This window comes from Sorangium sp. So ce834 (assembly GCF_051521425.1).
In the GTDB taxonomy this organism is placed as follows: domain Bacteria; phylum Myxococcota_A; class Polyangia; order Polyangiales; family Polyangiaceae; genus Sorangium; species Sorangium cellulosum_D.
The window spans coordinates 9,435,192-9,454,615 of the sequence record NZ_CP150351.1; the positions used below are offsets into that span (position 1 = coordinate 9,435,192).

The 19,424-nt window shown below is 74.8% G+C and carries 15 protein-coding genes; 7 read left to right on the top strand and 8 right to left on the bottom strand.

Features of this window, described 5'->3' with window-relative positions:
- Nucleotides 1-487: 487 nt before the first annotated feature.
- Genes WMF20_RS34405 through WMF20_RS34415 form a run of 3 tightly spaced genes read right to left on the bottom strand, consistent with a single transcriptional unit; the run spans nt 488 to nt 2,819 of the window.
- Nucleotides 488-1,192 (bottom strand): glutathione S-transferase N-terminal domain-containing protein, encoded by a 705-nt coding sequence (locus WMF20_RS34405; RefSeq protein ID WP_437606067.1) that lies wholly within the window; start codon nt 1,190-1,192, stop codon nt 488-490.
- A 51-nt stretch (nt 1,193-1,243) separates the two neighbouring features.
- Nucleotides 1,244-1,951 carry a glutathione S-transferase family protein gene (locus WMF20_RS34410; protein ID WP_437606068.1) on the bottom strand — a complete coding sequence of 236 codons (708 nt, stop codon included), beginning with the start codon at nt 1,949-1,951 and terminating at the stop codon, nt 1,244-1,246.
- A gap of 46 nt (nt 1,952-1,997) precedes the next feature.
- Complete coding sequence (locus tag WMF20_RS34415; protein ID WP_437606069.1) at nt 1,998-2,819, bottom strand: DUF3025 domain-containing protein; 822 nt, start codon at nt 2,817-2,819, stop codon at nt 1,998-2,000.
- Between the two features lie 145 nt (nt 2,820-2,964).
- On the opposite strand from WMF20_RS34415, the gene allB reads away from it, so the two are divergent.
- Together allB and WMF20_RS34425 are read left to right on the top strand one after the other, a co-directional pair.
- Nucleotides 2,965-4,320 carry an allantoinase AllB gene (gene allB / locus WMF20_RS34420; RefSeq protein ID WP_437606070.1) on the top strand — a complete coding sequence of 452 codons (1,356 nt, stop codon included), beginning with the start codon at nt 2,965-2,967 and terminating at the stop codon, nt 4,318-4,320.
- The gene (locus WMF20_RS34425) at nt 4,299-5,852 is read left to right on the top strand and encodes an allantoicase (RefSeq protein ID WP_437606071.1); all 1,554 of its coding nucleotides are present in this window, start codon (nt 4,299-4,301) and stop codon (nt 5,850-5,852) included. The genes allB and WMF20_RS34425 overlap by 22 nt, the downstream gene beginning before the upstream one ends.
- A gap of 97 nt (nt 5,853-5,949) precedes the next feature.
- On the opposite strand, the gene WMF20_RS34430 is transcribed toward WMF20_RS34425, so the two are convergent.
- Complete coding sequence (locus WMF20_RS34430; RefSeq protein ID WP_437606072.1) at nt 5,950-6,387, bottom strand: CHRD domain-containing protein; 438 nt, start codon at nt 6,385-6,387, stop codon at nt 5,950-5,952.
- Between the two features lie 253 nt (nt 6,388-6,640).
- Here WMF20_RS34430 and WMF20_RS34435 point away from each other — a divergent pair, with 253 nt between their 5' ends.
- Nucleotides 6,641-7,321, top strand: coding sequence for a TetR/AcrR family transcriptional regulator (locus WMF20_RS34435; protein ID WP_129578314.1), 681 nt, complete (start codon nt 6,641-6,643; stop codon nt 7,319-7,321).
- 429 nt (nt 7,322-7,750) lie between these two features.
- Here WMF20_RS34435 and uraH read toward each other — a convergent pair whose 3' ends face one another.
- Entirely contained in the window at nt 7,751-8,092 is a 342-nt protein-coding gene (gene uraH, locus WMF20_RS34440) for a hydroxyisourate hydrolase (protein WP_129578315.1), read from the bottom strand.
- Between the two features lie 81 nt (nt 8,093-8,173).
- Nucleotides 8,174-9,607 carry a DUF6986 family protein gene (locus tag WMF20_RS34445; RefSeq protein WP_437606073.1) on the bottom strand — a complete coding sequence of 478 codons (1,434 nt, stop codon included), beginning with the start codon at nt 9,605-9,607 and terminating at the stop codon, nt 8,174-8,176.
- Between the two features lie 233 nt (nt 9,608-9,840).
- Between WMF20_RS34445 and WMF20_RS34450 the strand changes: the two genes are divergently transcribed.
- A complete protein-coding gene (locus WMF20_RS34450) occupies nt 9,841-12,114 on the top strand; it encodes an alkaline phosphatase D family protein (RefSeq protein WP_437606075.1) in 2,274 nt (757 codons plus the stop codon).
- A gap of 102 nt (nt 12,115-12,216) precedes the next feature.
- On the opposite strand, the gene WMF20_RS34455 is transcribed toward WMF20_RS34450, so the two are convergent.
- Both WMF20_RS34455 and WMF20_RS34460 read right to left on the bottom strand, forming a co-directional pair.
- Entirely contained in the window at nt 12,217-13,485 is a 1,269-nt protein-coding gene (locus WMF20_RS34455) for a hypothetical protein (protein ID WP_437606076.1), read from the bottom strand.
- Nucleotides 13,482-15,536, bottom strand: coding sequence for a zinc-ribbon domain-containing protein (locus WMF20_RS34460; RefSeq protein ID WP_437606077.1), 2,055 nt, complete (start codon nt 15,534-15,536; stop codon nt 13,482-13,484). Before WMF20_RS34460 ends, WMF20_RS34455 begins: the two co-directional genes overlap by 4 nt.
- 179 nt (nt 15,537-15,715) lie before the next feature.
- On the opposite strand from WMF20_RS34460, the gene hisF reads away from it, so the two are divergent.
- The 3 genes from hisF to WMF20_RS34475 are packed head-to-tail and all read left to right on the top strand — an operon-like array spanning nt 15,716 to nt 19,386.
- Complete coding sequence (gene hisF / locus WMF20_RS34465) at nt 15,716-16,528, top strand: imidazole glycerol phosphate synthase subunit HisF (RefSeq protein ID WP_061621304.1); 813 nt, start codon at nt 15,716-15,718, stop codon at nt 16,526-16,528.
- Complete coding sequence (locus WMF20_RS34470; RefSeq protein WP_437606078.1) at nt 16,525-18,969, top strand: hypothetical protein; 2,445 nt, start codon at nt 16,525-16,527, stop codon at nt 18,967-18,969. Before hisF ends, WMF20_RS34470 begins: the two co-directional genes overlap by 4 nt.
- 33 nt (nt 18,970-19,002) lie before the next feature.
- Nucleotides 19,003-19,386 (top strand): TerB family tellurite resistance protein, encoded by a 384-nt coding sequence (locus tag WMF20_RS34475; RefSeq protein WP_437606079.1) that lies wholly within the window; start codon nt 19,003-19,005, stop codon nt 19,384-19,386.
- Nucleotides 19,387-19,424: the final 38 nt, after the last annotated feature.

Consider the following 19,424-nt stretch of genomic DNA (forward strand, 5'->3'; position numbering starts at 1 on the left):
CGCGAGGTGACCTGTGCCGAGGCGCGTCGAGCGCCGCGACGTCGAGGATCAGGCAGCCTCCGGCATGCTCATGCATCCGGCAGCGCGCGCCCACGCCGTGCGAGCGTACCCCGCCAGGTCTCCCGTACCTGGAGCCGGCGGGCCGCTCCTCCCCGCGGTATCCCCCGAGCTCTGCAGCGCGTCCCCGGCCGCCGTCGTCGCCTGGCGCAAGGTGCGGGGTTGCGCCCTGCTCGCGGTCTGCGCGGGGGCCCTCGGCTGCGCGACGGCTCCGGGCGGGCCGGTTGCCCAGCAGGGGCGCGATTTCGTGTGCTCGCCGTCTGGCCGCCCGGCGTCGCGGCAGCTCGCCAGGAACAGCTCACCTTCACGGAGCGCCTCCGCTCGCCGTTGCCCGTGCTCGACTACCGCGTCGCCACGGCGGAGTAGGCGCCGGGCGCGATGCGCGCCAGCCCTCCGCAGAAAGCGGCCGCGCCGTGCACGGAGCAGCCGCTCAGGCGGCGAGCGCGCCCGCCGGCACGCTCCGCCCGAGGCCGCCATAGAGGCCCTGGACGCGGTCGAGCCACGGGAGCAGCGGGTCGTCGCTCTTGAGGAGCGGGGCCGTGCCGATCGACGCTATCCAGAGCAGGAAGCCCGCCACGATGTAGTCCGCGTAGCCGGGGTGCGCCCCCGAGAGGAACGGCGCGCCGCCCTTGAGCGTCAGCCGGACCGAATCGAAGCCCGCGCGCGCCGAGTCGATGTGCTCCGCGCGCGCGCCGGCCAGCTCCTCCAGCGTACAGCCGAACAGCTTCTCCCGACTCTGCCGGAAATAGGCGCGATCCTTGTCGAGCAGGTGGTCGTGGATGTCCTTCACGTAGCTCTTGAGGAGCGCCCTGCCGGCGCTCATGAACAGGCTGAGCTCGACGAAGCGGCAGAGCTCGCGCTCGGTCGGCGAGCCGAAGAGACGCGGCCTGTCGGGATAGGCCTCGTCGAGGTGATCCGCGATCACCCAGGAGTCGCAGAAGGTCTTGCCGCCCTCCTCGACGATCGGCACCGTCTTGTGCGCGCCGCCCGCGATCGCGGGGATGTCCGTGAGCCCGACGGGCACGGCCTCGTACGAGAGGCCCTTGTGCGCCAGCGCGTACTTGATCCGCCAGCAGAAGGGGCTCGGCCGGCGGTCGTCGCGCACCTGGAGATCGTAGAGTCGGATCGCTGTCATGGGTCGCCATCTTCCAGGCGAGCCGCCCGCCGCCGCAAGCCTCGCGCACGCTCACGGCGCCGCCGCGCCGCCGGCCGCCTTGGCGTACGAGCTGCCCGCCGGCGCCGTGAGGTGCGGGTTTCTCTCGACCTCCTCCGCGGCCGCCGCGGACCAGCGCGCCATCGCCGGGAGCGACGTGATGGTGCCCGCATAGGCCCGCGCGACCTCATCGATCTCGACGTCGTATGAGAGCAGGCGCGTCACCACGGGCGCGAACATCGCGTCGGCGATCGAGAAGGCGCCGAACAGGAACGGTCCGCCCTGGCCGAACCGAGAGCGGCAGTCGCGGAAGATCTCGAGGACGCGCGCGACGTCGCGGGCGGCGCCGTCCGAGATCGCGCGCCGCGGGTACCGCCGCGCGACGTCCATCGGCAGCTCCCGGCGCAGGTCGGCGAAGCCGGCGTGCATCTCGCTGCTGACCGCGCGCGCGATCGCGCGGGCCTCGCGCCCCTCGGGCCACAGCCGCGCGCCGGGAAACGCTTCGGCCACGTACTCGCAGATGGCGAGCGACTCCCACACGACGAGCTCGCCGTGGCGCAGGGCGGGCACCTTGCGCGTCGGCGAATGCTGCGCCACCCGATCGACCCAGTCGGGGAGCTCGTACGGGATGACGTGCTCCTCGAACGGGACGCCCGCGTGGGACATCGCGAGCCACGGCCTGAGCGACCAGGACGAGAGGTTCTTGCTGCCGATGTACAGGTGAAGCTCGGGGGTGCTCATCGTTTCGTCTCCTTGTTTCGTCGGGCGGTGGAATCAGGAGCGCCGCTCACGCGCACAGGACGCGCTCGTCGACCGGGAGCCGCGCGCTGCGCTCGGGGTGCGCGAAAGTGCCGGGCGATCGCAGCGCGTCGCAGAGGCCCGCGTCGGCCAGCGCGACGAGCGCGCCCGGCGCGGCGGGCAGCGGGCCCTCGCACGGGATGAGGTGCACCAGCGCGTGGACCGTCGGACCGGGCCGGAGGAGGCTCTCGTAAAGCGCGTGGCCGAAGACGAGCGCCGCGGCCTCGCCCCGCTGAACGGCGCCCCGCGCCTCGCCGGCGCAGCGCCCGAGATCGGCGGCGTCTTCGAGCAGGGGCGCCCGGCGCGCGTCGTGGAGCAGCAAGAGCCCGCCCTCGTCGAGGAGCGCGAGCCCGTCCAGCTCGCGCGTGCGCGCTGGCGGGAGCGCCGCGGCGGACGGGTCGAGGCGCGCGGCGATGGCCCGGTGCTGGCGCGCGTGGAGCTCCGCCTTCGCGCGCGGGAACGCGGCCCACACGAGCATGTTGAGGAAGTCGTGCCAGTTCCTCGGGCGCGTGGGCACGCAGCCCTCGACGTGGATGCGCGCGTCGTAGAGCGACGAGGGGTCGACCGGGCCGCGCCGCCCGCGGCGCCGCGGCCTCGGCGGCTGCTCCACGAAGCGGACGGGGAAGCCCTCGCCGAGCGCGCGGCCATACTCCTCGACCGGCGGCCAGTCGACGCACCCGGAGAACACCTCGGCCCGCGGACGGATGGGCCAGTAGAGGCGGCTCTTCTCGTAGAAGAGCGGCTCCCAGGGGACGGGGCTGCGCCCCGGTGCGCCGCCCTGTTGCGGCGCAGCTCGGCCGTCGGCGCTCACGCCGGGCAGCGTAGGAGCAGGACCGCGAGAGCTCAAGCCGCGACGGAGCGCGTGCGCTCGAACCGCCACGGACCGCGAGCGCTCGATCCGCGACGGAGCGCCGCCCCGGCGGCCCGCTCGGCGCCGTGGTATCCTGGCGCCCCTGATGACGCCGGACCTCATCGTTCGCGGGTTGCGGGTGGTCACCGGGGGCGCGGTGCGGCCGGCCTCGGTTCACATCCAGGGCGGCACGATCGCCGCCGTCGCCGGGCACGACGAGGTGCCGGAGGGCTGCCCCGTCGTGGACGCACGAGGCGCGGTGGTGATGCCCGGGCTGGTCGACGCGCACGTGCACATCAACGAGCCCGGACGCACCGAGTGGGAAGGGTTCGAGACGGCGACGCGCGCCGCGGCCGCCGGCGGCGTGACCTCGCTCGTCGACATGCCCCTCAACAGCATCCCGCCGACGACCACGGTCGCGCACCTCGAGGAAAAGGCGCGCGCGGCCGAGGGCCGCTGCCTCGTCGACGTGGGCTTCTGGGGCGGCGCCGTCCCGGGCAACGCGGGAGAGCTGATTCCGCTGCTCGAGGCCGGCGCGCTCGGCTTCAAGTGCTTCATGGTCGACTCCGGCGTCGCGGAGTTCGGCCACGTCGCCGAGGCGGATCTGCGGGCGGCGCTCGAGGTGCTCGCGGGCACGGGGGCGCCGCTGCTCGTCCACGCCGAGCTCCCCGGCCCCATCGACGCGGCGCGCGCGGCGATCGCCGGCCTGGATCCGCGGACGTACGCCGCCTACCTGCGCTCGCGGCCGCGCGAGGCCGAGGACGACGCGATCGCCCTGCTCGCGTCGCTCTGCCAGGCGACCGGCGCGGCGGCGCACGTGGTCCACCTCTCGTCGGCGACGGCGCTCGGCATCCTGCGGCGGGCGCGCGACGGCGGCGCCGCGCTGTCCGCCGAGACGACGCCGCACTACCTGCACTTCGCCGCCGAGGAGATCCCGGACGGCGCGACGCCCTTCAAGTGCGCTCCGCCGATCCGGGAGCGGGAGAACCGCGAGGAGCTCTGGGCCGCGCTGCAGGGCGGGCTCATCGATCTCGTGGTCTCCGACCACTCCCCGTGCACGCCCGAGCTCAAGCGGCTCGAGGCCGGCGACTTCGACGCGGCCTGGGGCGGGATCTCGAGCCTGCAGCTCGGGCTGTCGATCGTGTGGACCGACGCCCGAACGCGGGGCGTCCCGCTCGAGCGGCTCGCGGACTGGCTGTGCCGGGGGCCGGCGCGGCTCGCCGGGCTGCGCCGGAAGGGGGAGATCCGGCGCGGGTTCGACGCGGATCTCGTGATCTGGGATCCGGAGGCGAGCTTCCGGGTCGAGCCGCCGCTCATCCAGCACCGGCACAAGGTGACGCCGTACGCGGGGGAGGAGCTCCACGGGGTCGTCCAGGCCACCTACCTCCGCGGCGAGAAGGTGTTCGACCGCGGGAGCTTCTCCGGAGAGGCGAGGGGGCGATGGCTGAAGCGAGAGGGGTGACGGGGCCGGCGTTCGCGGAGGCGCTCGATCTCGCCTCGGAGCGCCTGGGCGGCGCGGTGATCTCGGCGAACGACGAGTTCTTCGCGCCGAAGGAGAACCTGCTCAAGGCGACGAAGCCGGTGTTCCTCGAGCACGAGTACACCGATCGCGGCAAGTGGATGGATGGCTGGGAGACGCGCCGGCGCCGGACTCCCGGGTTCGACTGGTGCCTCGTCCGGCTGGGGTTGCCCGGGATCATCCGCGGGGTCGTCGTCGACACGGCGTTCTTCCGGGGCAACTACCCCGAGCACTGCTCGATCGAGGCGTGCGCGGCGCGGCCCGACGCGCGGGTGGAGGAGCTGCTCAATCCGCGGACCCACTGGGTCGAGATCCTGCCGCGCTCGCCGCTCGCGGGCGACGCGCAGAACGCGTTCGCGGTGAGCTGCTCTTTCCGGTTCACGCACCTCCGCCTGAACATCTATCCGGACGGCGGGGTGGCGCGGCTCCGGGTGCACGGCGATGCCGTCCCCGACTGGCGCCGGCTCGACCGCGCGGGCGCGGAGCTCGATCTCGCGGCCGCGGAGAACGGCGCCCGCGTGCTCTCGTGCAGCGACATGTTCTTCGGGGTGCGCCACAACCTCATCATGCCCGGCCGGGCGGCGAACATGGGAGAGGGCTGGGAGACGCGCCGCCGGAGGGGGCCCGGGTACGACTGGGCGCTCGTCGCGCTCGCGGCCCAGGGCGAGATCCACCGGATCGAGGTCGACACGAACCATTTCAAGGGCAATTACCCCGACAGCTGCATGATCGAGGGGATCGACGCGGCGGGGCGCCCGCTTTCGGAGCTCGCCGGCGCGGGCGATTTCCGGGAGATCGTCCCGCAGACGAAGCTCCAGGCGCACACGCGGCACCTCTTCGAGGAGGAGCTCCGCGCGGCGGGGCCGTTCACGCACGTGCGGCTGAACATCTATCCCGACGGCGGGGTGAGCCGGCTCCGCATCTTCGGCAAGGCGACCCGGAGCGGGGCGGCGGAGCAGCGGCTCCGCTGGCTCAACGCGCTCACCGACCGGGAGGCGGAGGCGGAGCTCCGCGTGGCGTGCGGGGCGTCCTCGTGGGCGTCGCAGATGGCGGCGGCGCGGCCGTTCCGCGGCGAGGAGGAGCTCCACGCGGCGGCGTCGCAGGTGTTCGCGCGGCTCGGCCCGGAGGACTGGCTCGAGGCGTTCCGCGCGCACCCCCGCATCGGAGAGACCAGGCCGCAGGCCGAGGCCGCGGAGGCGAGCGCGACGGCGAGGCGGTTCTCGAGCCAGGAGCAGGCGGGGATGAGCGCGGCGGCCGAGGAGACGCGGGAGGCGCTCGCGCGTTACAACCGGGCTTACGACGAGAAGTTCGGGTTCATCTATATCGTCTGCGCGACCGGGAAGAGCGCGGACGAGATGCTGGAGATGCTGCGCGAGCGGATCGAGCACACGCCGGAAGAGGAGCTGCAGATCGCCGCCGAGGAGCAGCGGAAGATCACGGGGATACGGCTGAAGAAGCTGCTGTGGGGCGCGTAGATCCCGGGGCACGGCCGCCGAGGAGGGTGGAGCGCCAGAGGGCTTTGGCGGCGGCACGACCCCTGTCCGGGACGCCGGTTGTCGGGATGTCGATCGTTCAGCGCGATAGCTGGCCTCGCAAGGCGCCGTCGGGGAAATCGGCGGTGCGGACGTCGACGTAATACCGCTCCGGCGCGGCGAGCAGCGCGCTCAGGTCGTCGGGGGACGCGCCGACGCAGCCCGTGGAGCTGCCGCCCATCGGCGGCATCAGCGTGAGGACGACGCGGCCCGCATGGCCGGAAGAGCCCTCGTGGACGCGCGCCGCGATCGCGGGCGCGATCCCGGAGACCGTGAGGTCGAAGCAGACCTCGCCGAGGACGAGATCGAGCGTGAGGCGGGCCGTGCCGCTCCCCCGCCGATCGCCGCGACCGGGCGCCTCGTCCTGCCCGGTCAGCGCGGCCGTGAGCGGCCGGAGCGGGCGCTCCGGCAACGCCGCGCGCGCAGGCGCCGCCGCCAAGAGGACGGCGCCCAGAGCGGACATCGTGAGATGCGGCATGTCTCCCTCCTGCACATCCCGGGGATGCGCCACGCGAGGGCGCCACGAAGAGCAAAGACGACGCCGGCCCGCGCGCCGCAGCACGGCGGCGCAGGCGAGGAGGGCTGCGATGGACACGGCCCTTCCATCGGTCGCGCCCGGCGCGCTGAGTCGAGGACGAAAGCGGACAGGAGCGGCCCAATGCATGGACCCAAGTCGCCGCTTCTGCCGCGATTGAACCCGGATCGACGGAAGCGTAGAGTGTCCGCCACTCATGATCTCGACCCGGAAGCCGTCCCGCGCCGCGACGCCCAGGCGCGGCGAGGGCAAGCCGCCCCGGCAGCGGCTCGACCTCGACGCACGCCGCGCGCAGCTGCTCGCGCTGGGGCTCGAGCTCTTCAGCCAGCGAGCCTACGACGACGTGTCCATCGACGAGGTGGCGCAGGCCGCAGGCATCTCGAAAGGGCTTCTCTACCATTATTTTCCAACCAAGCGCGATTTCTACATCGCCGTCCTGCGTGAAGCGGCGCGCGAGCTCGTCGAGCGGTCGCTGGACGTCGACGACGTGCCGGTGCCGGAGCGGCTGCGCACCGGGCTGGACGCCTATCTGGCCTACGTCGAGCGACAGGGGATCTCTTACGCGGCCGTCTTCCGGGGCGGCATCGGCTCGGACGCCGAGGTGCTGGCGATCATCGAGGAGACGCGCAGCCGGTTCCTCGACAAGCTGCTCGCCGATGCGCCGGTGGCCGAGCGGCCTCCGGCGCTCCGGGTGGCGCTCCGCGGGTGGATCGGGTTCGTGGAGGCGACGAGCCTCGACTGGATCGAGCGCCACGAGCTCGACCGGGCGTCGCTGCGCGACCTGCTCGCCGATCTGCTGCCCGAGGTGGTGCGGCTGGCCATGCTGCACGCGGGCGGACAGGGCGCCGGCGAAGCGGCGGCGGAGGCGCCCGCCTGAGGGCGCCCGGTCCGCCGCGGCCGGGGGGTCAGGGTTGACGGCGAGCCCGCGTTCTGCCAGGAGACGGGCGCGCGCGACGCGCGCGGAGAGCACGGCGGAGGCACCCGATGAGCACAGAGAACCCGAAGATCGAAGACGACTGGACCATGCCCAAGCTCATCGCGCTCGCGGCCGCGACGCTCACCGTGGCCTTCACGATCATCTATCTCATCTCCCCCTGACGGCGCGCACGGCGCTGGCCAGCGCCGCCTCGGGCAGCGCGCCCGGCGCTACAGCCGCCTCGCTGCCCGCTCCCACCGGCCGACGCATCGTTCCACTCCCTCCATCGGGAGCCGCCCGCCGCCTCAGGCGCAGGGCGCGAACGCAACGAGCCAGCTCACGCAGCGGATCGGCTCGGCCTCGTTCTCGCCCGCGTCGCCGGGCGCGCGCTCAGCTGCCGCGGTACGTGGTGTAGCCGTAAGGGCTGAGCAGCAGCGGGACGTGATGGTGCTGCGCCGGGTCCCGGATCTCGAAGAGCACCGAGACCGTGGGGTAGAAGCTCTCGGACCCGAGCGCCGCGTAATAAGCCCCGGTGTGGAAGGTGAGCCGATAGGTGCCCTCGACCGGGCGCTCGCCGGGCGGGAGCAGGCCCCGCTGCCGGCCGTCGTCGTCGGTCGCGCCCCGGCCGACCTCCCGGTAGCCGCCGCCGTCGCCGACCTCCAGCACCACCAGCACGCCGCTCGCCGGGCGGCCCCGCGACGTGTCCAGCACGTGCGTCGTGATCGCGCTCATCGATCCTCCTCGCGCTCGGGCCCGCGCTCGGGCTCGGGGCTCGGGCCCGAGCGCGATGCCGTCCGTTCCGAGCCTCCCATATCACGCGCTCCGGCGCGCCACGATGGCAGGGAACGAGCGCTCCCTGAGCTCGTCCGGCGTGAGGCCGGTCCGCTCCGCCGCCTCGCCCTCCGTCATCGCGCCCGCGCTGACCGCGCGCAGGAAGAAGCGCAGCAGCCCCTGCCCCGTCGCGGCGTCGTCGAACACCGTCCCGGCGACGGTCGCCTGGGCGGCCCGCTCGATGAAGCTCCGCAGCCGGGCGGCCGTCGCCTCGACGCCCTCCAGGAAAAACGCGTAGGTGGCCGCGTAGCGCACCGGGAGCTCCGCCGGATGCAGATCCCAGCCCTGGTAGTAGCCGCTCGCGAGCGCGCGACGGACGTGCTCGTACTTCAGCCGCCAGGCGCCGACGACCGCGCGGCGGTTGTCCTCCACCTGCTGCGGCGAGAGCGGCGCCCCGCCGGGCCGCGCGCGGTGCGGCGCGACCGGCAGGATGTTGCTCGCGCCGTCGGAGAGCCAGACCCCCGAGCCGGCCAGCGCGACCTGCATCACGTGCCGCGCGAAGTCGCACGCCGGGTGCGCGAGGTGCTGGTGGGCGGCCGTGATCTCGCAGCTCGCCGTGTAGTCGTAAGCGCCGAAGTGCGCCGCGACGCACCGCCCGCGGGCCGCCTCGACCATCCCGGGCAACGCGATCTCGCCCCGCGGGCCGATGATCGAGGCCGGCGTCTCGACCATCAGCTCGATCCGGATCGAGCCGACGGGCACCCTCAGCGCGGCCTCGAGCGCGTCGAGGGCGTCCGCCAGCGCGGAGACCTGCTCGGGCGCGACCACCTTCGGCAAGGTCACCACGAAGCCGGGCGGGAGCGCGCCGCCCGAAGCGGCGACGAGCGAGGAGAGGAAGAGATCGAGCGTCCTCAGGGCCCGCTCGGCGCACCCGTCGCCGAGCGATTTGATCCGGATCCCGAGGAACGGCGGCAGGCCGCCCGCGGCCATGCCGAGGGCGACCTCGCGGCCGGCGGCGGCGGCGTGCGCGTCCTCCTCGTGCCCGGGGCGCACGCCGTAGCCGTCCTCGAAGTCGATGCGCAGATCTTCCACGGGCTCGCGGCGGAGCTTGTCGAGCACGCGCGCGTGCACCGCGTGCGCGAGCCGCGCCGGGCCGGAGGCGCCCGCCGCCGCGCCGCCGCCGGCCTCGATGGCGGCCGAGAGCGCGAGCGCCCCGGCGCGGTCCTCCGGGAGCCCGTCGGCCCCGGGCAGGCCGAGCGCCCGCGCGAAGGCGGCGAAGTCGGGCGCGTGCTCCTCGACGGCGCGGAGCGCCACGGCCCCGAGCTTGCGGGCCGTATCGGCCTTGAACAGGTGAGCGCCGCCGTAGACGGTATGGACCGGCTGACGCGCGCCGGCGCGGTCGAGCCCAGGGTGGCCGCTGCGGAGGCGCGCGAGGGCGCCGCGCAGCGCATCAGGGGAGAGGCTGGTCTGGAACATGGCGTGCACGTGGCGGGTGATGGGTGATGGGTGGGTGGCGCGACAGGTGGGACGCACACGAGAGGCCGCCTGACTCGGCACGTCAAGTCGCGCTCGCGCCGTCGCGGCGAGACGCCATGCGCGGCCGCGGCGCCCGAGCGAGCCCGAGGGGCGCTCGGGCGCGAGGGCGGGCCCGGCGCCGCCGTTGCGCGCGCAGCGCCCGGGGTGTATCCGTCGTCGGAGGGCTTCAATCGATGATGCGACGCCGAGACTTTCTTCGCGCCACCCTGGTAACTGCCGGCTCGGTGGTCGTGCCCACGGCCTGCTCCGAGGACGAGGGGGTGGCCGGCGCGTGCGACGCGCACGAGAACGACGCCTACTTTCCCCAGTCGGTGGCCTCCGGAGACCCGAGGCCCGACAGCGTCGTGCTGTGGACCCGGCTCGCCGACAGCCAGCAGACGGCGGACGTCAGCCTGGCGCTCGTCATCGCGCTCGACGAGGCGTTCACGCAGCTCGTGACGCTCACGCCGACGTCCGGCAGCGCGGCCACCGTTGGGTCGACCAGCACGCGGCTCCCCGTGATCGCCCGGGCGGAGTTCGACCACTGCGTCAAGATCAAGGTGAGCGGCCTGAGCCCCGGGACGACGTACTATTACCGCTTCTTCTACACGACGGCCGACGGCTGTGTCAGCTCGCGTATCGGGCGGACGCGGACGGCGCCGACGCCCGACGCGGACGTGCCGGTGCGCTTCGCCTTCGTGTCGTGTCAGGACTATGTCGGTCGCTACTACAACGCCTACGCGGCCCTGGCGAGAGAGCAGCTCGACTTCGTCGTCCACCTCGGGGACTACATCTACGAGACGACCGGCGATCCGAGCATCCAGACCCCTTCGGAGGAGCGCAAGGTCACCTTCTCCGACGTGAAAGGCGCGATCGCCTTCGAGCCGGCAGAGGGCGCCCCGTACCACGCCGCCCGGTCGCTGAGCAACTATCGGGAGCTCTACAAGACGTACCGGTCGGATCGGGCGCTCCAGCGGGTGCACGAGCTGTTTCCCATGATCGCCATCTGGGGCGATCACGAGTTCTCCAGCGAGTGCTACGGCGCGACCGCGACCTATTTCAACGGCCGGCAGCCGGAGACGGACGTGGATCGGCGCAAGGCGGCAAACCAGGCGTGGTTCGAGTACATGCCGGTCGATTACCCGGCGGGCGACGACTTCAGCTACGACAGGACGGCCGAGTACCCCCAGGACATCACCATCTACCGGGACTTCACCTTCGGGAAGCACGTCCACCTCGTGATGACGGATCTCCGCACCTACCGCGCGGATCACCTGATCCCGGAGGACGGCTTCCCGGGGAAGGTCTTCGCGAGGCAGGGGGATCTCGGGATCGGAAACGTGCCCGACCAAGGGAGCAACTACTTCGACGACATCGATGATTACGAGGACGGCTACTACGCGAACGTACTGAAGGAGGCCGCGCCCGTGCTCGGCTTCGATCCGAGCCTCGGGTTCGCGCAGGACGAGGGGACCCACACCGTCAGCGTCCCCTTCGTCAACGCGATCGTGGAGAAGCTGAACGAGAAGCGGGCAGCAGAAGAGCAGCTGACCGTCCTCGACAAAGCGGCTTACATCTTCTGGGACCGCGGGATCGCCTACGTCGATCTCGGGAAGTACGTCGACTTCACGCTCGAGAAGCCCGATTTTTATAGCGCGTTCGGGTCGCGTTACTTCGTGGTCAAGGAGACCTTCGATGCGGCCTCGCGGTTCGCGTATGCGTCCACGGAGGGGAGCCCCGACGCCAGGGTCATGGGGGAGGCGCAGCTGGCCTGGTTCAAGGACACGATCAAGGAGTCCAAGAGCACGTGGAAGGTGTGGGGCAACGAATGCTGCCTCTCGCAGCTCGCCATCGATCTCACGCCGTCCTTCGCGACGGACGACCCGCTCAAGCGGCGCTTCTACCTGAGCTGCGACGGCTGGGACGGCTTCCGTGAGCAGCGGAACGCGCTGCTCAGCGAGATCGCGACGGCCGGCAACGTGGTGGCGATCACCGGCGATCTCGGCGCCTTCCTCGCAGGGACGCCGGCGGTGGACCGCATCGACGCCGAGCCGGCGAAGATCGTGGAGTTCGTCGGCGCGGCGCTCTCGTCGGACACGTACCAATCGCGGCTGCAGAGGCAGATGGCCAGCCATCCGCTGCTGAAGCACGCCATGGGCGCGGAGAGCATCGCCGTCGGTATCGACACGTACCTCGTCGACACGGTCAATCCTTACCTCGCCTTCAGCAACGCCAGCAGCAACGGGTTCTGCATCGCCGAGGCGAACGCCGACGAGTTCGTCGTGAGCATGCACATGCTCCCCGCAGACGCGCTCGCGAAGCCCCTGTACGAGGAGGCCGACAAGGCGACGCTCGACGGCCAGATCACGATCGTGCGGTTCAAGACGACGGGCGGGTCGGAGCTGTACAAGGAAGAAGAGGGCACCTGGAAGAAGTGGAGCCCGGCCACGGCGAGCGAAGGCAGCTGACCCACGGCGGCCCCGGCGCGCCGCGCTGGCGCGCCGGCCGCAGCCCTCGCGCGGCAGCGCGGCAGGCCGGTCGTCGAGCGCGCCACGGCCGCGCGGCGCGGCTCAGCGCGCCAGCATCACCACGGTGCCGTCGCGGCAGGCGATCGCCATCCGCTCCTCGCCCGCGGGGACGACGGCGACCGGAGCCGCGCAGACGCGCTCCGCGGCGATCGAGACGTTGCCGTCCGCCTCGACCACGCCGGCGCGGCCGCTCGCCCGCACGAAGCCGACGCGGCCCGCGCGGTCGATGACGACCGGCGGGCTCGGCTTCGCGTCCACCGGCCCGAAGAAGCCGGAGAGGCCACCGTCGGCGGGCGGGGCCGCGAGCGGCCGGTCGATGGCGACCCGGAGCGCCTCGTTGCCCGAGGGGTCGACCCCGACGAGCAGGCCGGCGGTCGAGAGGACCACGGCCACGCCGCGGGCGCCGACGGCGGGCGGCCCGTCGAGCGCGCCGAAGGCGGCGCCGCCGGCGCGGACGCCGGTGGTCCCGGTCGGCAGATCCAGCGCGACAAGGCGGCGGCCGTCGACGACCGCGAGCAGGGTGCGGGCGTCGGCCAGCGCGGCGCCGCGCCGGGGCAGGCCGCCGAGGGAGCCGAGCCGCCTCGGCGCGCTGGGCGGACGCCAGGTCAGCACCGCGCCCGACTCGGTGGTGACGAGCGTGCCGTCGGGGCCCGCGAGCAGGGCGCCGGTCGCGCGATCCGGGAGCTCGGCGCGGGCGCGCACGCCGCCGTCCGCGGCGAGCTCGACGAGGGAGCGCCCCGCGGCCGCGACGAGCCCGCCGTCGTCGAGCGCGAGCGGCGTCACGTCGGCGTCGCGCCCGCGGAGGCCGAGGGGGACGGCGAAGCGCACGCCCCCCGCCGGCGTGAGCCCGACGGCGAGGCCGGACGAGGTGATCAGCGCGATGGTGCCGTCGCTCGTGATCGCGGCGGGCGCGAGCGGCGCGCTGTCGCCGATGCGCACGCGCCAGCGCTCCCGGCCGTCGGCGCCGAGCTTGACGACCTCGGGGACGGTCAGCGTGAGGACGAGATCGCCCTCGGCGTCGGCGAGCGGCGCCGCGTCGATGCCGCCGCGGAGCTGCTTTCGCCACACCTCGCGCGCGGGGAAGGGCAGCCGCGCCGCGGAGCGGCCGGTGCGGCGCGCGTCGAGCCGCTCGCTCGGCGCGAAGCCGCGGGGCGCGCCGACCACGATCGTGTGCGGCCGGCTCGTGTCCACCGCGTCGGCGAAGGCGAACGGCGCCGCGGCGGGGAGCAGGGCCGCGGCCGCGGCGAGGCCCGCCCTCGCGAGGCGGCGCGGCCGGCGCGGCCGGCGCTCTGTCGCGCGCGCGGCGCTCATCGAGCGCCCTTCACGGTGAACTCGACCCACACCTCGGGGATCTCGGCGCCGCCCGGCGCGACGAACGGGGGCGCGACGCTGCCGTAGGCGGTGAGGACGTCCCCGCGCTGGGCGGGGTTGTCGGCGCCGTGGACGAGGCGGACCTTGCAGGTCTCGGGCGAGCGCGCCGCGGCGCCGGGGCCCGCGCTGGCGGCGGCCGCGCCGGCCTGCTTACAGCCGGACGTCCGCGGCATCGAGAGCAGGATCAGCGTCGAGTACCCCTGCCGGCGCGCCTCGAGGACCTCGCCGGTCAGCGCGATCGGCTTGCCGATGACGTCCTTCCCGCCCGCGGCGAGCTCGACGTAGCCGATGGGGTTGCGGCCGGCGAACTCCTTCGCGGCGGTCTCGAGCCGGTCGACCCGGCGCACCGCGATCTTCGCGATGCGCGGGGCCATGCCCTGCATCTTCGCGCGCACCTCGAACTGGGTCGCGCCCACGGACGAGACGTTCATCACGTGCGCGAAGGTGCCGTCGGGGCGGACCGTGATCGGGTGCGCGCCGGCGAAGAGCTGGGCGCCGCGGGCCGTGCGCCCGGCGAGCACGAAGCTCTCCTTGTCGATGACCACGCTCGGGCCGGGCGCCTCGATGCCGAGCGGGACGATGCCGACCGCGACGCTCACGACGCCCTGCTCGCGCGGGCCATCGGGCGGCGCGACCGTGTACGGCACCTGCCGGCTCAGCGTCTTCGTCTCGTCCGAGAGCCCGGTGACCGCCTCGGTGACGTCGATCGACTCGATGGCCCGGCCGCTCGCGAGCGCGACCTCCTTGCCGTCGAGCGTCACCTGCGTGCCCTTGCTCGCCTCGACCACGACCTGGATCGAGGGGCGCTCCCCTTGCAGGGTGCCGAGGTCGGGGCGGATCCGGTACGCGACGTGGATGGAGACGCCGACCGTCTCATCGCGCCCGCTGCCGGGGCGGTCGATGGCGACCTTCATGTGATTTTCGCCGACGGAGAGCGGGCTCGCGAGCGGGATCTGCGCGACGCGGCCGGCGATGGTCGCGCGGCCCTCGCCGATGGAGACCGCCGTGCCGTCGGGGCAGCTGTCGCACCGGAGCTCGATGACCTCGCGGCCGCCGGCGTCGGCGCGGGCGCGCGCGGTCACCGGGGGCGCGCTCGGCCAGAGCAGCGCGAACAGGACCGCGCCGAGCGCGAGCACGCCGCCCGCGGCGACGACCACGACGGCCCGGCGCGACGAGCGCGCGCGGCGCTGCGGCGGCGCCGGCGCGAGCCGCTGCTTCAGGCGGTGCGGGCGCATGAGCACGGGGTTCCGCAGCTCCGGGGCGCGGAAGCGCATCGGGGCGATCGTGGCGCCGAGCTCGCCGGCCGGCTGGTAGCGCGCCTCGAGGTCGGGATCCGGCTCGGGGTCGGCCGGGGCGCCGGGCGCGAGCGGCGCGATGCCGGGACGGGCGACGCCGACCAGCGTGCGGGACGCGCCCGGCGGCGGCGCCGGACCGCGCGCCGCGAGGCCCGGGGCGAGGGGGACCGTGTGATCGAGGGGCTGCGCGCCCGGGGCCGCGTGCACCGGCGCGCCCGGCGGCGGGTAGACCGGCGCGCCCGGGGCCGCGTGCACCGGCGCGCCCGGCGGCGGGTAGACCGGCGCGCCCGGGGCCGCGTGCACCGGCGCGCCCGGCGGCGCCGCTGCATCGAAGCGCGCTCGCGGCGCGGCTGCCCCCGGCGTCCCCACGGCGAGCGCGCCCCCGGACAGGCGCGGGTCCGCCCGCCCGGGCGCCTGGCCCAAGATCGCGGCGGGCATGCCGACGATGGTGCGCGAGGCGGCGCCCGACGCGCCGGCCACGGGCGGCAGCGCGGCCTTGCCGTGGCCCGCGCCGCCCGGATCGGCCGGAGCGGACGACCCCTGCCGGAGCAGATCGGGGAGCGCGACGCCGACCATGGTGCGGGCCGCGGGCTTCAGATAGCCCGCGGCTCCGCCCGGCGGCGCGAGCGCGGCGCCGCAGTGCGGACACACGTTCGCGCCCTCGGGGATCGGTTTCCCGCAGTGCGGGCAGTGCATGGGCGCCATGGTAGCGAGGAACCGCGGCGCGGTCAGGCTCCGGGCGATCCGGCGCGCGCGCGGCGCCGTCCTCGCGGCAGAAACGACGGCGAAACCACGGGAGGTCGCGCCCGCGGCGCCGGCGCCGGCGCGCCGCGCAACAGTTGGCCCGCGGCCGGAAGGTACGCTAACGCGGACGTATGCTCGCGAAGCGCATCATCCCGTGCCTCGACGTCAAGGACGGCCGCGTCGTGAAGGGCGTCCGCTTTGTGGGGCTGCGGGACGCCGGCGATCCCGTCGAGGCCGCCCGCCGCTACGACGCCGAGGGCGCGGACGAGATCACGTTCCTCGACATCACCGCGTCGCACGAGAAGCGCGGCATCATCCTGGACGTCGTGGCGCGCACGGCGGACGTGCTGTTCACCCCGCTGACGGTCGGCGGGGGCGTCAAGTCCGAGCAGGACATCGAGGCGCTCCTCCACGCCGGGGCCGACAAGGTGGCGATCAACACCGCCGCCGTGAACGATCCCGACCTCGTGCGGCGCGCCGCGGACCGGTGGGGCACGCAGGCGATCGTGGTGGCGATCGACGCGCGCCGGATCCCGGATCCCTCGCGCGTGGCCTGGACGGTGGTGACCCACGGCGGCCGGCGGGACACGGGGCGCGACGCGGTCGCGTGGGCCGAGGAGATCGCGCGCGCGGGCGCCGGCGAGCTGCTCGTCACGAGCATGGACCGCGACGGCACGCGGGACGGATACGACCTCCTGCTGACGGCCGCCATCGCGCGGGCCGTGCCGGTCCCGGTGATCGCGTCGGGCGGCGTGGGGAACCTGGATCACCTGCGCGCCGGCCTCGTGGAGGGCGGCGCCGACGCCGCGCTCGCCGCGTCGATCTTCCACGACGGCGAGTACACGATCGGCGAGGCGAAGGCGTACCTCGAGGCGGCGGGGGTGCCGGTCAGGCCGGCGCGCGCGGGCGGGTCGAGCGGCGCGGCGGCGCGGGGGCTCTCGTGAGCGCCTGCGTCACGCTGGAGGAGGTGCTCGCGGCGGCGCACGCGCGGTGCGCGTCGCTGGTGCCGGAGACCTCGGGCTACCTCGCGCTGGCGGTCGGCGACGCGACGTCGCGGCTGCCGCTGCGGCTGGACGATCGCGCGGTGCTGCTCACGACCGAGGGCACGGTCACGGTGCGCTCGCGCGGCGAGCCGGTGGCGCCCGCCGAGGCGGCGCGGCTGCTGCGCGATCTGCTCGCGCGGCTGCTCTCCGCGTCGGCCGGGAGCATGCCGAACCTCGCGGCGACGGCGCGCCCGCGCCCCGCGTCCGAGCAGGACCCGGACGCGGTGGCGCGGGAGCTCGAGGCCGCGCTGATCCCGGTGAACCGCAACGCGGCCCGGCGCGCGCTGGCGCGGCTCGCCCGCGAGACGCTGCGCGCCAAGGAGGCCGGCCGGCTGAGGCGCGCGCGGGCGGAGGTCCGGGAGAGGCCCGCGGCCCAGGGGGCGAGCGACGGGGTGCGGCCGCCGCCCGCGCGACCGGAGCGCGCGCCGCGCGCCGAGGCCGCGGTCGCGGCGCGCGAGCCGGCCGCCGTGACGGCGCGCGTCGAGGCCGCCGCGGCGCGCGCCGAGGCCGCCGCGGCGCGCGCCGAGGCCCCGGCGCCGGCGCCGGCGATCGTGGAGCTCACCCTCAGCCCGGGGCCGGTCGCGCCTGCGATCGTGGAGCTCACCCTCAGCCCCGGGCTGGTCGCGTGCGCGACCGCGGGGCGTTCGCTTTCCCCCGCGATCGCGGGCGAGGTCACTGGGACCGCCGCCGTCGAGCCGTCGCCCGAGCGCGCCGCGGGCGCCGACGAGCATGCCGGGGCGCCCGAGCCTTCCACCCACGCCGCCGCGCAGACCGACGCGGTCGAGCCTCCCGCACACGCCGCCGCGCAAGCGGAGGCTTTTCCGGAGCCTACGCCGACCGTCGTGCAGGCGGTCGTGGAGGTCGAGGCGGACGGAGCGCCGGCCGAGATCCCGTTGATCCCGGAGCTCATCGAGCCAGTGCGGTCGATCGCGCCCGTGGCGCCGATCGCGTCGAGCTCGCCGATCGCGCCGGCGGTGGAAGCGCTTGCGCCTGCCGAGGCGCGCGCCGTCGTCGCCTCCTCGCCGGTCGTCTGCGGCGCCTCGGCGTACGGGGAGGCGCTCACGAGCCCGGAGGGGATCGAGGTGTTCCTCGTCGACGTCTCCCCTGCCCCCGCCGTCGTCGAGTCGCCTCCCCGGGAGCCGACGCCGACCCAGTCCATCCTCGTCGAGTTCTCGCCGGATCCTGCCGGCGTCGTCCCGCTCTCGCAGGAGCCGACGCCGACCGTGGCCACGGCCGTCTGGGCCGAGATGATGGCGGCCGAGGGCGCCGTGGCGGCCCCTCCGGCGGAGGCGACCGCCGACGTGACCGACGTCCCGCCGGAGGCGGTCGAGACCGCGCGCGCGCCCGCCATTCATTACAAGGTCGAGGAGGCAGCAGCTCTCCAGGTCACCCCGGCGTACGGCGGCTGGCCGCTCGTCCATCGGGAGCACCTCGGCCGGGAGCACCTCGGCGGCCTGCCCGTGGGTCCTCGAGCGGCGGTCGAAGAGACGCCGGCGGCGCGGCACACGCTGCCTTGGCCGCTTCCGGCGCCGCGCAGCGACGACGCTCTGCCCGCGCCGGCCTCCGCGCCCCTGGCGGCTCCTGCCCTGCCAGCCGAGGCATCGCTCGCGGTGGAGGCCGTGGCCCCGGTGTCGGCGCCCGACGTCGTGCCGCCCGCGGACGCCGCTCCGGCCGACCCGCCCGCGGACGCCGCTCCGGCCGACCCGCCCGCGGACGCCGCCCCGGCCGACCCGCCCGCGCACGCAGCTCCCTCCGATCCGCCCGCGGACGCGGCACCGGCGGAGGAGCCGTGTCCGGCGGGCCTCGGCCCCATCGACGCCATCGTGTGGAGCGCCTCGCGGCGGTCCCCGAGCGCGCGCCCCCCGGCGGACGGCGCCGGCGCTGGCGCTTCCCGGGTCGACGAGCTCGTCGCGCGCTTCGTGGCGCAGTCGGAGCACAGCGCGCAGCGCCGCGCAGCGCGCAGCATGAAGGCGCTCGCGGGCCTCGACCTCACCCTCACGCCGCCGCCGGTCGCATCCCTCTCCGCGAGCTCCGCGCTCGCCCTCCAGGGCGCGCGCTCGCCGCTCTCCGGGGCGAGCCGTCCCGTTCCGTCCGAGCGCGCCGCGCCCGACGTCGAGCCGCTCGCGCTGGACGAGGACAGCAGGCCGCCTGCGCCCGTGGTGACCCCGCGCCGGAGAGGTCTGTCCTTGTGGCTCGCGCTCGTCGCGCTCGCGCTGCTCTGCGCCGGGCTCGCCGGGACGCTGCGGCCGGAGCTCTTCGCCTCGCTGGCCGAGCCGCTCGCGCGCGGCGCCCTCCACGTCGTGCCGCACGCCGAGGCGAGGACGCCGCCCCCTCGCGATTGACGTTGCCCCGGAGGAGCGACGACACTCGTCGCCATGCAAGAGCAGAGCATGGCGATCGTGAAGTCGCTCGTGAGCGTGGCGTGGGCGGACGGCGAGTTCCACGACGCCGAGCGCGAGATGGTGGAGGGGCTGATCGCGGCCTTCGAGGCGAACGAGGATCAGGCCAAGGAGATCCGCGCCTACGCCGCCGAGCGGAGGACCCTGGACGACGTGCCGCTCGGCGAGCTCGGCGGCGAAGACCGCCGCGCGCTGCTCCAGCACGCGGTGCTGCTCACCTTCGTCGACGGCGAGCAGCACGAGGCGGAGAAGCAGTACATCGCCGCCCTGTGCAAGAAGCTCGAGATCCCCGAGGCCGAGTCCGAGCCGATCATCCAGGCAGCCGAGGCCCGCGCCCGGCGCCTCCTGACCTTGCTCTGACGTGGCCGGAGCGGCGCCCGCGCGCTGCGGGCCTCGCC

Bases quoted from the DNA above. Each gene is read 5' to 3' on its own strand.
- allB (WP_437606070.1), top strand. From the start codon at position 2,965: ATGACGCCGGACCTCATCGTTCGCGGGTTGCGGGTGGTCACCGGGGGC.
- WMF20_RS34405 (WP_437606067.1), bottom strand. From the start codon at position 1,192: ATGACAGCGATCCGACTCTACGATCTCCAGGTGCGCGACGACCGCCGG.
- WMF20_RS34430 (WP_437606072.1), bottom strand. From the start codon at position 6,387: ATGCCGCATCTCACGATGTCCGCTCTGGGCGCCGTCCTCTTGGCGGCG.
- WMF20_RS34435 (WP_129578314.1), top strand. From the start codon at position 6,641: ATGATCTCGACCCGGAAGCCGTCCCGCGCCGCGACGCCCAGGCGCGGC.
- WMF20_RS34425 (WP_437606071.1), top strand. From the start codon at position 4,299: ATGGCTGAAGCGAGAGGGGTGACGGGGCCGGCGTTCGCGGAGGCGCTC.
- WMF20_RS34475 (WP_437606079.1), top strand. From the start codon at position 19,003: ATGCAAGAGCAGAGCATGGCGATCGTGAAGTCGCTCGTGAGCGTGGCG.
- WMF20_RS34445 (WP_437606073.1), bottom strand. From the start codon at position 9,607: ATGTTCCAGACCAGCCTCTCCCCTGATGCGCTGCGCGGCGCCCTCGCG.
- WMF20_RS34450 (WP_437606075.1), top strand. From the start codon at position 9,841: ATGATGCGACGCCGAGACTTTCTTCGCGCCACCCTGGTAACTGCCGGC.
- WMF20_RS34410 (WP_437606068.1), bottom strand. From the start codon at position 1,951: ATGAGCACCCCCGAGCTTCACCTGTACATCGGCAGCAAGAACCTCTCG.
- WMF20_RS34455 (WP_437606076.1), bottom strand. From the start codon at position 13,485: ATGAGCGCCGCGCGCGCGACAGAGCGCCGGCCGCGCCGGCCGCGCCGC.
- uraH (WP_129578315.1), bottom strand. From the start codon at position 8,092: ATGAGCGCGATCACGACGCACGTGCTGGACACGTCGCGGGGCCGCCCG.
- WMF20_RS34460 (WP_437606077.1), bottom strand. From the start codon at position 15,536: ATGCACTGCCCGCACTGCGGGAAACCGATCCCCGAGGGCGCGAACGTG.
- hisF (WP_061621304.1), top strand. From the start codon at position 15,716: ATGCTCGCGAAGCGCATCATCCCGTGCCTCGACGTCAAGGACGGCCGC.